The organism is Rhodothermales bacterium, assembly GCA_034439735.1.
Classification (GTDB): domain Bacteria; phylum Bacteroidota; class Rhodothermia; order Rhodothermales; family JAHQVL01; genus JAWKNW01.
The window spans coordinates 18,911-35,000 of record JAWXAX010000074.1 but is presented as its reverse complement, the minus strand read 5'-3'; the positions used below and the strand labels follow the sequence as shown (position 1 = coordinate 35,000).

Annotated in this window: 13 protein-coding genes (1 of these 13 only partly in view); 4 read left to right on the top strand and 9 right to left on the bottom strand. The window is 58.2% G+C overall.

The window, feature by feature from the left end; genetic code table 11:
- From pyrR to tmk, 4 genes are all read right to left on the bottom strand, one after another.
- A protein-coding gene (gene pyrR / locus SH809_05690) for a bifunctional pyr operon transcriptional regulator/uracil phosphoribosyltransferase PyrR (protein MDZ4699182.1) crosses the window boundary here: on the bottom strand, window positions 1-399 show its 5' portion. The gene continues 117 nt to the left of window position 1, outside the view; the window shows 399 of its 516 coding nt (coding positions 1-399); the start codon lies at window positions 397-399; its stop codon lies beyond the left edge, outside the window.
- 29 nt (window positions 400-428) lie between these two features.
- A complete protein-coding gene (locus SH809_05685; GenBank protein ID MDZ4699181.1) occupies window positions 429-842 on the bottom strand; it encodes a hypothetical protein in 414 nt (137 codons plus the stop codon).
- 121 nt (window positions 843-963) lie between these two features.
- A complete protein-coding gene (locus SH809_05680) occupies window positions 964-1,431 on the bottom strand; it encodes a transcriptional repressor (protein ID MDZ4699180.1) in 468 nt (155 codons plus the stop codon).
- 99 nt (window positions 1,432-1,530) lie between these two features.
- Window positions 1,531-2,172 (bottom strand): dTMP kinase, encoded by a 642-nt coding sequence (gene tmk / locus SH809_05675; protein MDZ4699179.1) that lies wholly within the window; start codon window positions 2,170-2,172, stop codon window positions 1,531-1,533.
- 410 nt (window positions 2,173-2,582) lie between these two features.
- Here tmk and SH809_05670 point away from each other — a divergent pair, with 410 nt between their 5' ends.
- Both SH809_05670 and SH809_05665 read left to right on the top strand, forming a co-directional pair.
- Entirely contained in the window at window positions 2,583-3,995 is a 1,413-nt protein-coding gene (locus SH809_05670; protein MDZ4699178.1) for a tetratricopeptide repeat protein, read from the top strand.
- 11 nt (window positions 3,996-4,006) lie between these two features.
- Complete coding sequence (locus SH809_05665) at window positions 4,007-5,017, top strand: DUF368 domain-containing protein (GenBank protein ID MDZ4699177.1); 1,011 nt, start codon at window positions 4,007-4,009, stop codon at window positions 5,015-5,017.
- 86 nt (window positions 5,018-5,103) lie between these two features.
- On the opposite strand, the gene SH809_05660 is transcribed toward SH809_05665, so the two are convergent.
- A complete protein-coding gene (locus SH809_05660; GenBank protein MDZ4699176.1) occupies window positions 5,104-6,528 on the bottom strand; it encodes a beta-propeller fold lactonase family protein in 1,425 nt (474 codons plus the stop codon).
- A gap of 277 nt (window positions 6,529-6,805) precedes the next feature.
- Window positions 6,806-8,461: a choice-of-anchor B family protein gene (locus tag SH809_05655; GenBank protein MDZ4699175.1), complete on the bottom strand. Its 1,656-nt coding sequence runs from the start codon at window positions 8,459-8,461 to the stop codon at window positions 6,806-6,808.
- 311 nt (window positions 8,462-8,772) lie between these two features.
- Here SH809_05655 and SH809_05650 point away from each other — a divergent pair, with 311 nt between their 5' ends.
- Together SH809_05650 and SH809_05645 are read left to right on the top strand one after the other, a co-directional pair.
- On the top strand, window positions 8,773-9,567 hold the full coding sequence (locus tag SH809_05650) for an ATP-dependent Clp protease proteolytic subunit (protein MDZ4699174.1): 795 nt from the start codon (window positions 8,773-8,775) through the stop codon (window positions 9,565-9,567).
- Window positions 9,568-9,626: 59 nt separating this feature from the next.
- Window positions 9,627-11,363, top strand: coding sequence for a D-aminoacylase (locus SH809_05645; GenBank protein MDZ4699173.1), 1,737 nt, complete (start codon window positions 9,627-9,629; stop codon window positions 11,361-11,363).
- A 49-nt stretch (window positions 11,364-11,412) separates the two neighbouring features.
- Here SH809_05645 and SH809_05640 read toward each other — a convergent pair whose 3' ends face one another.
- The 3 genes from SH809_05640 to SH809_05630 form a co-directional block, all read right to left on the bottom strand.
- Window positions 11,413-12,501 (bottom strand): PAS domain-containing methyl-accepting chemotaxis protein, encoded by a 1,089-nt coding sequence (locus SH809_05640; GenBank protein ID MDZ4699172.1) that lies wholly within the window; start codon window positions 12,499-12,501, stop codon window positions 11,413-11,415.
- Window positions 12,502-12,507: 6 nt separating this feature from the next.
- Window positions 12,508-12,678: a hypothetical protein gene (locus tag SH809_05635; GenBank protein ID MDZ4699171.1), complete on the bottom strand. Its 171-nt coding sequence runs from the start codon at window positions 12,676-12,678 to the stop codon at window positions 12,508-12,510.
- A gap of 282 nt (window positions 12,679-12,960) precedes the next feature.
- Entirely contained in the window at window positions 12,961-15,966 is a 3,006-nt protein-coding gene (locus SH809_05630; GenBank protein ID MDZ4699170.1) for a vitamin B12-dependent ribonucleotide reductase, read from the bottom strand.
- Window positions 15,967-16,090 lie beyond the last annotated feature (124 nt).

Genomic DNA, 16,090 nt, shown 5'->3' with positions numbered 1-16,090 from the left:
GCGGTCGATCAGTACAAGAAGCTGGATGGAGCGCGGGCGACCTAGATGTACGATGGCGTCCAGCGCTGCACGCGCTGTGCGGCCCGTAAAGAGTACGTCGTCAACCAGCAACACATCCCGATCATCGATCGTGGCCGGCCTGGCCAGCGGTGCAGGGCGAGGGACGGTACGATCCCGATCGTCTCTGTATTCGGTTACATCAAGGTGCTCCACACGTACGGCATGCCCTTCATTGTGATGAATGTGCGCGGCGAGCGCCTCGGCAAGACCGGTTCCTCCGCTGCGGACCCCCACAATGACCAGATTTTCCACTCCCCGATTATGCTCTATTACTTCGAAAGCCAGTCGATTGATCGTCCTGCGGACGCGTTCTCCAGACAAAATCAGGGTTCGAGGCATACTAAGATCTGCGCAGCAGCACAGGAAATCTACTGAAACATAGCTTTGATACTTCCCCAGGTACGCCGGATAGCCGTTGACGTGTAATTAACCTGCTCTCGTGCGAGTAACTCGCGCAGACCGTTCGAATAGACGACTTCGAGCTGATAATCGACCTGTTCCGTGCTCGTTTTGAAAATCTGTGTGTCCTTGAAGGTATAAGCCTTGTCGACGCCATGAGGCTGGAAGGACTCGACTTTGATGAACCGGTCGTTTGTAAACCGTGTCATTCGCTGCAACTCATACTCGCGAACCTCCTCCTCGGCATCCGTCTGCCAGCTAACCACCATCCCCCCGGGGTCTTCGGAGACCCGGAAAAAGGTCAACTGGACCTTCCCTGAAGATAGGGGCGATGCCGCACTGACGACGATCAATAAGGCGAGACTGGTGAGGTAGCGTCTCATATCTATCACTGTAATACACTATCCTGATCCATAAATAAAGGAAATCCGACGCTTCCGCCAAGCCCCCATCAGATATCCTACCGTATCGTACGACACGCGGGAAAATAAACAAAGAATGTACTTAGACGGTTTTATTCGGGCATTGCTCCCGACGGCAATGACCGTATAGATTCAGCGAGTGGTGTTTGATGTCAAACTTGAAAATGTCGGCAATCATCTCTTGAACGCCCTGTAATCGCGGATCGCAGAACTCGAAGAGCTCATTACAATCCATACAAATAAGATGATCATGTTGCCAGTAGCTGTAAGCTCGTTCATACTTTGCCTGGTTCGAACCAAACTGGTGGCGCACGACCAGGTCGCAGTCGATCAGTAGCTCCAGCGTGTTATAAACGGTCGCGCGGCTAACGCTCGATCCCCGCTGTTTCAGCCTGATGTAGAGCTCATCAGCATCGAAATGGTCGTCAGTCTCATACACCTCGTCCAGAACGGCGTATCGCTCAGGCGTCTGACGCTGGTTCCGGCGCTTCAGAAATGCGCTGAAGATCGTACGCACTTCATCAAGCTGTTTCTGAGGAAGCTGGGGCATAGATGGCCTGGTCGTTCCGGGTAGACCCGTATCTGAGCGTAATGTGCACTAAATAACGCGTCAGCTACTGCTGCGCCTGGAATGCAGGAAGAACGGCCTCTATCGAGGGGTGTTCCTAGAGTGATTGGCCGGCATGTTCAGGTCAGACCATACGTGCTGAGCGATTTCTTCGATGGAACGACGACCATCGATCACGCACCAGCGCGCAGGCTCGGCGCGAGCGAGGGCGCGATAAGCATTGACAATCCGAGCATAAAATTCCGGGTCTGCCTGTTCCATGCGATCTCGCGCGGCCTTACCGCCCCGCGCCGCTCTCCGACGCAGGGCCTCGTCCGGATCCATATCGATGAGATACGTACGCGAAGGAACGAGCCCGCCTGTCACTCTTCTATTAAACCCGTCGAGCCAGCCGTCCCGGTCAAGACCTCGGCCCGCACCTTGATAGACGGTCGTCGAGTCAAAGAACCGATCACAAATCACAATATTGCCTTTTGCCAGACTCGGCTGCAGATGCTCTCTAACCAGCTGCGCCCGCGACGCAGAAAACAGTAATAACTCCGTCATGGGATCTACGACTAACGCGGGGTCTAGTAAAAGCGTCCGTATTCGTTCCGAGAGCGGGGTTCCGCCCGGCTCTCGGACGAGATCCACCACATACCCCTGTGCTTCAAGCCTTTGCTTCAGCAGCGCAACCTGCGTACTCTTTCCACTGCCGTCGATACCCTCGAAACTGATCAACATACCCACCTCGAATAACAACCCGGCATGACTCGTGATTTCACCCTAACACACGGACTGGCGTTGTGAAGGCGCCCCCGGGCACATCAACAGGCCTAGCTTAACCGGGCGGCCGGCTTGACGATATGAATAGAAGGCGCGCGCCTGCGACCGGCTCTGCTGAGACCATCAAACCCGGCATATATCATGGCCCTCATCCAAAACTACATGACAGAATTGGAAAAAGCGCCCTCACGGATCGCCTAAATTAGGTCTCTCTTCCGATTCGGAACGAGAGCATCCTGTAATCATGTTGCAAAATGGCCCCTGGCCCGGTATACTTCGTGAACCTTTTGGCGCATACTGCTTAAGATCTCGATACACCGGTCAGTCCATTCGCGCAGCCTCTCTGCTATAACCTTAATCTGCGCCCGATGAGCATGTTCGATTTCGGCTACGACGACCTCGAAGACTCGGATGAGAATTTCAGCGTGCAAGACCTCGTTCATGCCTACGAACAGGGTGGGGCAGGCACGTATTTCGATTCGGACGCCCTTGAGGAAATTGCGACGTTTTATTTCGAATTGGGGCGATTTGGGGATGCCCTCGGTGCTATCGACCGTATTCTCGAGACACAGCCCTACTCATCCGATGCGTGGATGCGACGCGGTATTCTCCTGAATAATATGAACCGCCACGCAGATGCGATGACGGCTTATGAGAAGGCCATGACGCTAAATCCCTCCGATCCGGAGACGATTATCAACATGGGCATCACGCTAGACAGCCTGGGACGTACGGAAGAGGCTCTCAAGTCCTATCAGACGGCGCTCGAGATCGATCCACTCAACGAGGACGCCTTGTTTAATCGGGGCGTGACCCTGGAGCGGGCGGATCTGCTCGAACAAGCGATCGAAGCGTTTTATGCGTGCGTGGAGTTGAACCCGGAGCACCCGGAAGTCTGGTACGAACTTGGATACTGCTTCGACAGGTTAGCCGAGGATGAAAAGAGCCTCTCCTGTTACGATCGCCACATTGAGATCGACCCGTATTCGTATGACGCTTGGTACAACAGGGGCATTGTCCTGAATCGGATGAACCGATTCGCGGAGGCGGTACAGTCATACGATATGGCGCTCGTGATCAACGAGGAGTTCGCGTCGGCCTATTATAATAAAGGCAACGCCCAGGCGAATGTGGGGGATCTTCGGGGTGCGATTGAAAGCTATGAGCAGGTCATAAAACTAGAGGATGGCGACGCCGCCACCTTTTACAATATTGCGCTCGCGTACGAAGAATTACAGGAGTATCCCCAGGCGATCGCCTGCTTTGAGAAGGCCTTGTTGAAGGACCCTCAGTATGCGGAAGCCTGGTACGGACTTGGTTGTTGCTTCGACGCGCAGGAGCGTTTTTTCGAGGCACTGGAGTTTTACCAGAAGGCGGTTCACCTGACTCCTCGGTCCGCGGATCTCTGGTATGCAAAAGCGGATTGCGAGTACAACGCCGGCCTCATCGACGAGTCGCTGGAATCCTACGAGACGGTGGTTCGCATGGAGCCGGCCAATCGGGAGGCCTGGTTGGATTACGCAGAGACCCTCTTCGAAGCCCAGCGCCTGGAAGAGGCCCTGCACGCGTACAACAACGCCCTCACCCTCGAGCCCAATCACGCGAGTTCCTATTTCCAGCAAGCGAAGGCACTATTTGCGCTGGGCCGGCCTGACGAAAGCATTCGGTCATTGAAACGCGCCTTCTCGCTGGATCCGAAGAAGAAGGAGGAGTTCCGACAGACTTATCCGGAGCTCTATCGAGACGCGCGCATTCGACGAGAACTGGGATTGGATAGCTGAAGGCTTACTCGATGGCGATTTTTGGCATTTCTTACCGCCCGGTCCAATCGCTGAAACGAATCTCCACTGGTGGCTTTCCACCCCTATCTATCTTTATCATCAGGGAGATCTACGTGCATCTTAACACGACACCGAGAAGGAGCTTACGGTCCGGGCTACTCCATTTCGCCCAGGGGCTATTGATGGGCGGCGCCGACATCATCCCGGGGGTCAGCGGCGGTACGGTCGCTCTGGTCGTGGGGATATACGAGCGCCTCGTGAATGCGATCAGTTCCTGTTTTCATGCCGTCCTCGCCCTGTTGCGTTTTAACATGGCCGAGGTGCGCCTTCATCTGGCGCGGGTGGAGTGGGTCTTTTTTTTATCCCTTGGCTCCGGTATCGTCTCGGCCATCCTGATCGGCGCCAGCTTCATCCCACATCTGCTCGAGACCTACCCTCTCCAGAGCAAAGGCCTGTTTTTTGGTTTGATCGCTGCATCGGTAGCCATTCCCTGGTCGCGCATGGGGCGCATGAACGCTTCCGGATATATGCTGGCCACCAGTATGGCCCTGGCGGCCTTTGTATTGACGGGTCTAGCACCCGCTGTAGTGCCGGAACCCACTCTGCTTCAAGTTTTCGGCGCCGCGATGATCGCCATTTGCGCCATGATCCTCCCTGGAATCAGCGGAGCCTTCCTACTCCTCGTCCTCGGGATGTATGAACCGACATTGAAGGCGTTGCATGAGCGCGAGTTGCTGTATGTCGGCGTCTTTATAGCCGGCGCCGCTACAGGTCTCGGCCTGTTCTCCAATCTGCTCAAGTGGCTCCTGGAACGCCAGCATGATCGCACGATGGCTGCCCTTGTAGGTCTTATGATCGGCTCCCTTCGTGCACTGTGGCCCTGGCAAAGCGCCGGCACATTGCATGCTCCCGCACCAACGGACCCGATTGGTCTGATCCTTTTGCTGGCGACTGCCGGATTTGTCGCCGTCTCCGCGCTCACGTGGTGGAGTCATCGTCTGACACAGGCCGGCCGCGTATAAGAGGCGACCGGAGCCCAACCGGAACTATATACGCCCCGATCCGCAGAACCGATCGATCAAAGGCTGCCTGCTGTTAACGAATCGGCTCAAAACATGATCTGCGACAAAGCGCCCGGCGCACGACCGACTTCGATGACGCGCTCGATCTGGTTCGTTTCCGTATTGATCACGGTGACCGTGCCAATGCCGTCGTTAGTGCCCAGGTTAAAACGGGGCGTGTAGAGCTTGCTCGAATTCCGGTTGGACACAAAGAGGAAACGACCGTCCGGAGAGATGGCACTGCCGAAGGGCTCAGCGAGACCATGACCCTCGATGGTAGCTGAGATCGTTCGAGTATCCACATCGATCACGGAGACCGTGTTGGCGCCGCCATTCCCCACGTATACAAACCGTCCGTCCGGGGAAAACACCGGATGTCCTGGTCGTGTCCCGAGCTCAATGTCGCCTATTCGGACAAACGACCCCGGCGCGCTCGAGTCCATGATGAGGAGTTGGTTCGTCAGCTGACCGGAGAGCACGGTACGGGTGCCCTCGGGGGAAATGGCGAACTGACCAAAGGAATGAAACGGGGACGCGAGCAGCGTAAAAGTGACCGCGTCAGTCTGCGTATTGATGCTCATGATGCGGTTTTCCATCAGGCTGCCTGTATAGACGAAACCTCCGCGCGGATCGGCTACCAGGGCATAGGGCCGTGAGGACGGGATATCGACTTCACGCAGTGTCATCGTCGACCGCTCGATCACCCCGATTTTCGGGGGCGGATTGACGGCCGACTGGGCGCGGCTTACAAATAGCAGGTCTTCTCGCGGGTGTACAGCCAGAAGACCTGGCGTCTCGATTTCCACCTGGCCCACCAACGTATTCAGACGATCCAGCTTGAGCACACGATTGATGCCGCTCAGCGAAACGTACCAGTGATTGCTGTCAGGATCGATCACGACGTGAGTCGGGCGGGAGTTTGGTGAGAGACGGAAGTCGGCCACAAGGTCCACATTGCGTATCACCAGTTGGCTTTCAGCATCGATCACAGAGATCAACGCGTCGTTTTCGTTCGGGACATACAAGAGTTGCGTGGCGTCGGCATACGGGATAATACCACCGTCAAACCGGGCGCCGAAGTCAATCCAGCGCTTTATGAAGTTGACTTCCTGCGTCGTGAGGGTATCAGCAGCCTCTTGCTCAAAAGGATGCGGACCACCGACGAGACGCGATGTCATCCCGATGAGCAGGCTTTTATCGCCGTCATAGGCAATGATGGATTCGCCATCGTCGGAGCCGGCGATCAGGTTTTCCCATGTATTCAGTCGGAGGCCGTTGGCGGCGTCCGGGCCGGCGTGACACCGCGTGCACTTCTCGTTAAAGATCGGTTGGATGTGCTGGGTGTAGATGATGTCCTCGACATCAAATCGGTCGAAAGGCGGAGGCGCATTCGTTAGCTCACAACCGGAGATCAGGCCGATTACACTGAAGAGGAGCAGAATGGGCAGCGGGACGGAACAGGTTCTTTTCATAGCCTTGAAGATGGCATCGAGCAAGATATGCTCAGCATAAGCGCTCAAAATATAGGGCATCACGCCCAAAGGAAGTAGCCCCTCGTTAAAATTTTACTTTAAGTAGACGAGCCAAGTCTATTGGAAGACAAGGACACACATATCCCGGGCGTCTAAGCGTATGACAGATGGGGCCCGGATGTTTCATGCGCCAGCAAATACGAAAAGGGATCCGCCGGCATGCACCCGCGGATCCCAGTCGGAGCTCGAAGTAGAAAAGGTCTTGGGGACGAGCGGTTTACCGAAGGATGACGGCGAGGCGCGATACCGTCGCTTCCCCGCTGCGGGCCCGGATAAGGTAGTGGCCATCGGGTAGGTCGCCCGCGACGAAATCGAGCAAAAGTGTCGATCCCCCGGCCACGGTGCCCTGGTACAGGGTGGCGACCTGCCGGCCCAGTATATCGAAGACCTCCACGGTCAACAGAGCGCTTTCATCGACAGATAGGGACACGCGGGATACGTCGGTAAACGGATTGGGGTAAGCCGGCGAAAGCTGGAAGGCACCGGTAGGGTCAGGTTGTTCGGCGGCCGTATCTACAGCCGTACCCGTGGGACGGACCAGGAAGAGCCCTTCGTCGATGCTCGAGACGGCCACGATGCCGCTTTCGAAATAGGGGTAGTTACTCCAGCTGCCCGTAAACGTAATCGCGCCATCCGTCGGACGCGTATCGAAGTAGCCGACCTCGACGGGTGTCTCTACATCCGCGATGTTGTAGATCCGCAGGCCGCTCGAATAGTTGGATTGATAGAGCAAGTTGCCACGGACATACTGGTTGTGATCGATCGACGCCTGCGACGAAAGGAAATCGGAAAAATATAGCGGATCGTCCAGATCCGACAGATCCCACACCAGCGTGCGCGTTCGGCTGGTGAACTGGTTCAGTTCGTCGAGTTCATCGTCCTGAAAGAAATAGCGGTGATCCTCTGTAAGCCAACCCTGGTGGATGTAAGCCGCGCCGGGATAGGAGATCCGGCTGATCGCGACCGGGTTCGCCTTGTCGGTTACGTCGGCCACGCTGACCATCGTTTCGTTCGAGCCGATACAGATTTCGTGGCCGGTATAGTCGGTGTCGGGCCCATGGTAGATGACGCATTGGGCGTCGTGTGTATAGCCGGTGCCGCTGCGGCCGGTGAGGATATCCGCGAAGCAACCGGCGGATAATGGCGCCGCCGGTGTCCGGATATCGATCATATGGAGCCCGCCGCCGCAGGTCGTGCCGCCCGAGTTGGAACCGACCGCGTAAGCAAAACCCGTATCCTCGTTGATGACCAGATTATGGGCGCTCGCGATGCCGGTATACAGCGCCGTATTGTCGAACGTGACGGGAGGGCTAGCCACGCCACGAAGCCGGGTAAGGTCGAACACCTGCATCCCGTGCGTATTGGAAGCATCGGCGACAACAAACGCGTGGTTGGCGTAGACCTTGATATCGCGCCAGACGGAGTAATAGGGTTGCGGCACGATGCCGCGCATCTCGCCGCGCTGCACGTTGGTCGATGGCAAAAATCCGACGGTGAACGGTGCTTCGGGGTCGCTGATGTCTACGAAGGCCGTACCGTGTTCCAGGCCAAGCAGCACATATTCTACGCCGGTCTCAGGGTCCGTCCATCCCCACACATCGTTCGCCTCGTTGGTCGTAGGGCTGAGGGTGCCGACCAGGTCCGTGAAGGACATGAAGGACATGAGATCGGCATTCAAGCAGGGGTATTCACCGGCCTTGCCTTGAGCGCACGCTACCTGACCCCGTATACCGGATTTAGCCGGCGAGGGCGCCGCGAGCGCCGCTTCGGAGAGTCGACTGCCTTTATAAGTTTCCTGAGCGTATGTATTGGGGGCCGAAAGCGGGCCTGCCACCAGCAGACCCAACAGTACACCAGCTAGAAATCGAGTCATAACAGATGGGTTGCCTGGGCGGCAATCGTTAGCCTGTAGGTGCCTTGCGGGTTCTCAAGAACCAGGCCAGGCATAAAATGGGGAATATCCAGCAGCGGGAGAGGTGGATGACGTCGATGCCGGTCAACCACAGGGTGCCATGTCACAAAGGGCCCTCAGCATAAGGATCGATCGCCTGTCGACGATCTAAACCGGGCTGTTGTGGTAAGCGCCAGGAGGCGGGATGAAGCAGGCTAATCGAACTGCTTCATCAAATGTTCCAGCCGCATCGTCTCAATGGGGCGGGTGTATGCGGAAGCCGGCATGCCGTGATGCGATCGATCACGAGCCGACCAGGACTCAACCCGTATCGCCGCGATCCGGACCCGGGCAATGGGCGCCGCGCCGGCCTCGGTTCAACATTGGGCATTTTTGTTGCCCGCGACACAAGTGGCAACCTGCGGCACCGATTCATGTTGAAGGGACCGTCTCAAGTGACCGATGTTCGCATTGCCGAACGCACCTCTTATCCGAAGAAGACTACCTGTATGGAAGAAAAAGACGTCGAAAAAATCTCTAATAACCTGACAAGTCGGCTTTTCGAATCCCGGACGATCATTATCAGCGGCGAAATCAACCAGCGCCGCGCGTCCAGTGTGATCGCGCAACTCATCGGGATGGCGGCTTCGTCGGACGACGACATTACCATGTTCATCAACTCGCAGGGCGGGCATGTGGAATCGGGCGACACAATTCACGACATGATCCGTTTCATCCGGCCGCGTGTTCGGATCATCGGTACGGGTTGGGTTGCCAGCGCCGGCGCGCTTATCTTTGTGTCTGTGCCTGTCACGGACCGGTTCTGCCTCCCGAACACACGTTTCCTGCTGCATCAGCCGGCGGGAGGCGCGGGTGGGACGGCCAGCGATATCGAGATCGAGGCCGAGGAAATCATCAAGATGCGGCATCGGCTGAATCAGATTTTCGCCCGACAAACTACACAGCCGCTGGCGCGAATCGAAAAAGACACCAACCGGAATTTCTGGCTGACGGCCGAAGATGCAAAAGTCTACGGCCTGGTCGGTCACATCGTCGAGACGATCGACGACGTGCTCAAGGTGAAGTAGCGACAAGGTTCGTGGCGGCGTGCGACGGTTGTGTATGACGTTCATCAACCCCGGTACCTATGCTCCAACGTACGTTCGCCTGCGCTGTGATTCTTGTTTGTGTCCTGTTGCCGGGATGTGAGCGTCCGGCTGAATACGACCTCATTTTGCGAGGCGGCATCCTCTACGATGGATCGGGCTCTACGCCCATCGTAGGGGATGTTGCAATTCAAGGGGATGTCGTCGCCGCGCTGGGCGACCTCGGGAACGCCAGCGGTCGTCGCGAACTCGATGTCAGTGGATTGGCCGTGGCGCCGGGCTTCATCAACATGCTCAGCTGGGCGACAGAGACGTTGCTTATCGACGGCAAATCGCAGAGCGACATCCGACAAGGCGTAACGCTTGAGGTGTTCGGGGAGGGCGTGTCGATGGGGCCACTCAACGAGGCCATGCGTATCGAAGCCATGCGAGACCTCGAGTCCCTGTTCACATCTCGTCAGGAGATGGTTGAGCGATTCGAGCTGGAGGTAGACAGCTCGGGCCAGCCCGTACTGCCCTGGACGACGCTTGGAGAATACCTCGACTTCCTTGTTGCCCGGGGCATCGCCCCTAACGTAGCGTCCTTCGTTGGCGCGACCACCGTACGCGTTCATGAGGTGGGTTATGAAAACCGGGCGCCGACTACCGAGGAGATGGAGCGCATGCTGGCGTTGGTGGATGAGGCGATGCAGGAGGGTGCGCTCGGTGTGGGCTCCTCGTTGATTTATGCGCCGGCGTTTTTTGCCACTACCTACGAGCTGACGGAGCTGGCCAAGGTAGCCGCAAAAAGGGGTGGGATGTACATCTCGCATTTACGGAGCGAGGGCAACCGGCTTGTCGAATCCGTCGACGAACTCCTCGCCATTGCGAGGGACGCCGGCATCCGAGCGGAGATCTACCATCTCAAAGCCGCCGGCCAGGCTAACTGGACCAAGATAGAGGACGTTATTGCCCGCATCGAGGCGGCGCGGGCACAGGGCATGGCGATCACGGCGGATATGTACACATACACGGCCGGTGCTACGGGACTGGATGCAGGGATGCCGCCGTGGGTACAGGAGGGCGGGTTTGAGGCCTGGCGGACGAGGCTTCAGGACCCGGTCATGCGCGCCCGCGTGGCCGAGGAGATGCGCACTCCCACCGACGCATGGGAGAACCTGATGCTTGCGGCCGGGCCGGAGGGCACGTTGCTCGTCGGCTTCCGAAATGAAAAGCTCCGGTTCATGACGGGAATGACACTGGCCCAGATCGCCCAGGAGCGGGGCGTTTCGCCAGAAGAGGCGGCGATAGATCTGGTTATCGAGGATAGCAGTCGCGTGGGCACCGTTTACTTCTTGATGTCTGAAGAAAACGTCCGCCGGCAGCTGGCATTGCCCTGGGTGGCGTTTGATTCCGACGCCGGCTCCATGGCGCCGGAAGGGGTCTTTTTGGATAGTAATCCCCACCCCCGCGCCTACGGCAACTTCGCCCGTTTGCTTGGGAAATACGTGCGGGATGAAAAGGTCCTCACGCTGCCCGAAGCCATCCGGCGGCTGACGTCATTTCCAGCTGAGAACCTGCGCATCGAACGCCGCGGACGGATTGCGCCCGGCTATTTTGCCGATATCGCTGTTTTTGACCCTGTGACGATCCAGGATCACGCCACGTTTGAACAGCCGCACCAATTTGCCACCGGCATGCAGCACGTGTTTGTGAACGGGGTTCAGGTACTTTCGTATGGGGGTCACACCGGTTTGCTTCCCGGACGTGTGCTGCGTGGGCCGGGATACCAGCCATAGCCGGCACGATATCCGTACCCCGCCCTTTCGCTCGCACCGCGCATCGCCCTTAATTGACCAGATAGCCCTCGTTTTTCCTCGGCGTAGCCGGCGACGTACGCGTACTGCCGGCCTCTCTTCTCCCTTTGTCAAGTCGAAGCACTTGTAGCCGCAACTGCTCGGTGAGTTGGGTGAGGTCGGAGGTAGAGGAAGCGATCTTGCTGACCGCTTGGGCGGACTCGCCGGATACCGAGGAGATCACGTCGACTGAGCGGGCAATCTGGCCGCTGGTGGTGGACTGCTCCTCGGAGGCGGCCGCAATCTGTGCGATCATATCTACCGTCTCGCCCGCTCCCGTGACAATCTGCTTCAAGGCCGTGCCGGCCTTATCGGCGAGGGCGATGCCGGTCTCGACCTCTTTTTTTCCTTTCTGCATGGATTCAACCGCGCTCCGGTTCTGCACCTGGATGGACTGGATCATGCCCTCGATTTGTTTGGTCGCGCCCGAGGTGCGTTTCGCCAGTTTGCGCACTTCGTCGGCGACGACGACGAAGCCTCTTCCCTGTTCGCCGGTGCGGGCTGCCTCAATGGCTGCATTCAGCGCCAGCAGGTTTGTCTGATTGGCGATTTCATCGATCACCTGGACGATTTCGCCGATTTGCTGGCTTGATACCCCCAGTTGTTCGACGATGGTCGAGGTTGCACCCACCATGCTTGCAATTTCGCGGATCTTCTCTATCGTCTGTGTAACTACTTGTGCCCCCTGTCGGGCGGCCTCGCCATTTTCGGCGGCGACGTCCGAGGCGCGGGTGCTCGTTTTGGCGTTGTCGACGATCGTGCACGCCATTTCCTCGACGGCAACAGCCACCTCCTGGCTCTGCAAGCTCTGTTCCTGCGCCGATGCCGCGAGCTGTGTAGTTGACGCCGAGATCCCTTGCGAGGCCTGCGCGATGGACTCGATCATGCCCAGCATATTCGTCACTTCCTGACGCAGGTTCATCTGGGCGACCTGCTCGGTGATGTCTTGCGCGAATTTGACGACCTTCAAGGGCCGGCCGTCCTGGCCCATGATCGGGTTGTAGGTAGCGTGAAGCCAGATTACGCGCCCGTCGCGGGTGATGCGCTTGAACTCGCCGGCATGAAACTCTCCTCGGCCCAGTTTCTCCTAGAACCGTGTGTAGTCGTTACTCCTGGCGAATGCTTCCTCCACGAAGATTCGATGGCGTTTTCCACGTATTTCTTCCAGTCCGTTGCCCATCGTCTTGAGGAAGTTGTCGTTTGCGGACGTTATCGTCCCGTCGAGAGAAAACTCGATCACGGCCAGTGACCTATTCATCGCCTCGATTTGCCCGCGAGTACTCGCCAATTCCTGTGATGCGCGCCTGGCTCTGTCAGAAAAGATGGAGATTATGATGTCGACCCAACAAGATTCAAGTATGATGCTGCCACCTCCGGACTCTATCTCCTGGCACACAGAGGGTCACTACGTCGATGTGTATCGACCTTCTGCGACGCAATCGTAAGTCGTAATGAGGCCGCCTACAAAAGGAAACGCCCGGCCTCCCCACCACAAGGAGACCGGGCGAATTCCTACCCTGCGATCAACTCACACGTGTCCTCATCCACATCCGGTAGATGCCCCGCACGAGGGGCATGAGTAGCAAGCGCCGGCGCGCACGGTGATGGTACCGCACACCGCACACGGGGGAGCATCTTCCTGGTTCTGGAAGGTGCCTTGCTGCGTATAAGTGGGTTGTTGCGCGGCGTGGTCGTTCAGGAACGCTTCCACGGTGCGACCGACGAGCGGGTCTGGCTCGTCGAATTCGAGCGCCATCTGCGTTTCATCCTCCGCCGGGCCGTTGCGATGCACTTCATCGGCGACGGCGCGCATCGGGTTCATGTAGGACTCCTCTTCGCGGACGGTCCCCAGGAACTTGATAGCCAGGTAGCGGAAGATGTAGTCCATGATCGACTTCGCGATCGGGATCTGCCGGTTGTTCGTAAAGCCGCTCGGCTCGAAGCGCGTGTGGCTGAACTTGGTGCAGAGATCTTCCAGGGGTACGCCGTATTGGAGCGCGATTGAGATCGCGGTCGCAAAGGCGTCCATGAGGCCCGAAATCGTCGAGCCCTGTTTGGCCATGGTGATGAAGATCTCTCCCGGCATGTGAGTATCCGGGTAGAGTCCGACATGCAGGTAGCCTTCGTGGCCGGCGATCGAGAATTTGTGTGTTACCGAGGGACGCTCGTCGGGAAGGCGTTTGCGGATGGGCTTATAGACGACCTTTTCCTTTTCGACGATGCGTTCGACGATTTCCGGGGCCCGCATGGCGCCGTCGCCCGAGGTGCCGGCGACTTCTTTCCCTTTTGTGTTGCCCCCTTTCGAAGTGGACAGCGGCTGGCTCCGTTTCGAGTTCTCGCGGTAGATGGCGACCGCCTTCAGGCCGAGTTTCCAGCCTTCGACGTACGCATCCATGATGTCCTCGATGGTGCTCTCCTCGGGGAGGTTGACCGTCTTGCTGATGGCGCCCGAGATAAACGGCTGGCAGGCGGCCATCATCTTGATGTGTCCCTCGTGATGGATAAAGCGCTTGCCGTTGAACGGCTTGAAGGCGCAGTCGAACACCGGCAGGTGCTCGGTTTTCAGGCCCGGGGCGCCTTCGATCGTATCGTTTTTCTCGACGTACGCGAGAATGCCATCACATTCCAGTGCCGAGTAGCCCAGGCGATGGAGCGCGGTGCGAACCGTCTGGTTGACGATTTTGAGCATGCCGTCGCCTTTGCCGGCGAGCAGCTTGTATTTAACGAGCGCGATATCCGGCTCGATGCCCGTCGTATCACAATCCATCATAAACGCGATGGTACCCGTGGGGGCGAGGACGGTCGCCTGCGCGTTGCGGTAGCCGTGCGTTTCACCGAGGCTATAGCAGCGGTCCAGTGTTTCGCGAGCGGCGGCGAGGAGGTAGGGCGGGCAGCTCGGGTGGATGTCCGCCACCGCATCGCGGTGCATGCGCATGACCTCGAGCATGGGCTCGCGGTTTTTTGTATACCCGGCGAAGGGGCCGATTTTCGGGTTGCCGGCGATTTCCGCGCTTCGGGCGTAGGCTTCGCCGTGTTCGATGGCCGTGATGGCGCCGGCGACCGCGCGGCCTTCGTCGCTGTTGTACGGGAGGCCCATGGCCATGAGCAGGGCGCCGAGATTGGCGTAGCCGAGGCCGAGGGGGCGGTAATCGTGCGAGTTTTTGGCGATGAGGGCAGACGGGTAACCGGCGTTGTCGACCAGGATTTCCATGGCCGTGATGGTTACCCGGGTGGCGGCGCGGAAGCGCGCCACGTCGAAGCTACCGTCTTCGTTCTGGAACTTGCGCAGGTTGAGCGAGGCCAGGTTGCACGCCGAGTTATCGAGGTGCATGTACTCGCTGCACGGGTTGCTGCTGTTGATCGGTCCGGAGTTCTTGACCGTGTGCCAGCGCTGGATCGTGTCCTCGTACTGCATGCCGGGGTCGCCGCAGACGTGCGTGCCTTCGGCGATCTTGTAGAGCAGATCGCGTGCGTCGATGTCCTCGACCGGGGTGCCTTCGCGGGCGGTGCGGAGCGCAAAGGGCTCGCCGTCGATGGCGGCCTGCATGAACTCATCCGTGGTGCGCACAGACTGGTTCACGTTCTGGAAGGCTACGGAGCCATAGGCCGGCCCGTTGAAGGAGCCGTCATATCCCTCTTCGATGAGGGCCCAGGCTTTTTTCTCTTCCTCCTGCTTGGCGGTCACGAACTCCAGGATATCCGGGTGCCACACCTTGAGCGTTTGCATGATCGCGGCGCGGCGCGTTTTGCCGCCGCTTTTGATCGTGCCGCCGGTGGCGTCTTGGACGCGCATGAAGGAGACCGGGCCGGAGGGTTGGCCGCCGCCGGAAAGTTTTTCGCGGGTGGAGCGGAGGCGAGACCAGTCCGCCCCGACGCCCGAGCCATACTTAAACAGGCGGGCGCTTTCGCCCATCAACTGCCAGATATCGTCGATAGAGTCGTCTACCGAGATGATGAAACATGCCGAGGCCTGCGGGCGCTCGTAGGGGTCGACTTCGAGGATCTTGCCGGCCTGTTCATCCCATGCGTAGATCTTTTTGCCCCCCGAGTCCCGCACGCCATACTGATGATGCAGCCCGACGTTGAACCAGACGGGCGAGTTAAACGCTACGTACTGGTTCACGCAGAGCCAGGTCAATTCCGCATAAAACGCATCGGCGTCTTCCGGTGTTGCGAAGTAGCCCTGCGCGGCGCCCCAATCCGCAATGGTGCGGGTGACGCGATGGACAAGTTGCTTGAGCGAGCGTTCGCGGCCGCCTTTGCCCGGTTCTCCAGAGGCACTTACGTCCCCATAAAAATACTTACTGGCGACCACATTGGTAGCCAGCTGGCTCCAGGAGACGGGGAATTCGACCTGCTTCTGTTCGAACAGAATGCCACCCTTGTGATTCTTGATGGTCGCGTCGCGGTGCTCGAACACGACGGAGTCAAACGGGTCCGCGCCGGCGCGCGTAAAGACGCGCGCGACAGAGAGACCCTTTTCGGGAGAAAAGGTATCGGACAGGGTGTTGCTTGCAGTAGATGACAGCGTTTTTCGTACGGACATATTCGCTCAGACTTCAGGTGATTCGCTTGGGGACGGCGGCGGTGGATTCTGTCGGGATGCCGGGTCAATGCCGGAGAAATGTCGTGCATTTAGCTGGGGAGCCAACGACCGGCAGACTTGAAAC

Excerpts from the sequence above, each read along its gene's own strand:
- SH809_05635 (MDZ4699171.1), bottom strand. The coding sequence starts at position 12,678 with ATGAATAGGTCACTGGCCGTGATCGAGTTTTCTCTCGACGGGACGATA.
- SH809_05670 (MDZ4699178.1), top strand. The coding sequence starts at position 2,583 with ATGAGCATGTTCGATTTCGGCTACGACGACCTCGAAGACTCGGATGAG.
- tmk (MDZ4699179.1), bottom strand. The coding sequence starts at position 2,172 with ATGTTGATCAGTTTCGAGGGTATCGACGGCAGTGGAAAGAGTACGCAG.
- SH809_05685 (MDZ4699181.1), bottom strand. The coding sequence starts at position 842 with ATGAGACGCTACCTCACCAGTCTCGCCTTATTGATCGTCGTCAGTGCG.
- SH809_05665 (MDZ4699177.1), top strand. The coding sequence starts at position 4,007 with ATGGCGATTTTTGGCATTTCTTACCGCCCGGTCCAATCGCTGAAACGA.
- SH809_05650 (MDZ4699174.1), top strand. The coding sequence starts at position 8,773 with ATGCGATCGATCACGAGCCGACCAGGACTCAACCCGTATCGCCGCGAT.
- SH809_05655 (MDZ4699175.1), bottom strand. The coding sequence starts at position 8,461 with ATGACTCGATTTCTAGCTGGTGTACTGTTGGGTCTGCTGGTGGCAGGC.
- SH809_05660 (MDZ4699176.1), bottom strand. The coding sequence starts at position 6,528 with ATGAAAAGAACCTGTTCCGTCCCGCTGCCCATTCTGCTCCTCTTCAGT.
- SH809_05680 (MDZ4699180.1), bottom strand. The coding sequence starts at position 1,431 with ATGCCCCAGCTTCCTCAGAAACAGCTTGATGAAGTGCGTACGATCTTC.
- SH809_05645 (MDZ4699173.1), top strand. The coding sequence starts at position 9,627 with ATGCTCCAACGTACGTTCGCCTGCGCTGTGATTCTTGTTTGTGTCCTG.
- SH809_05630 (MDZ4699170.1), bottom strand. The coding sequence starts at position 15,966 with ATGTCCGTACGAAAAACGCTGTCATCTACTGCAAGCAACACCCTGTCC.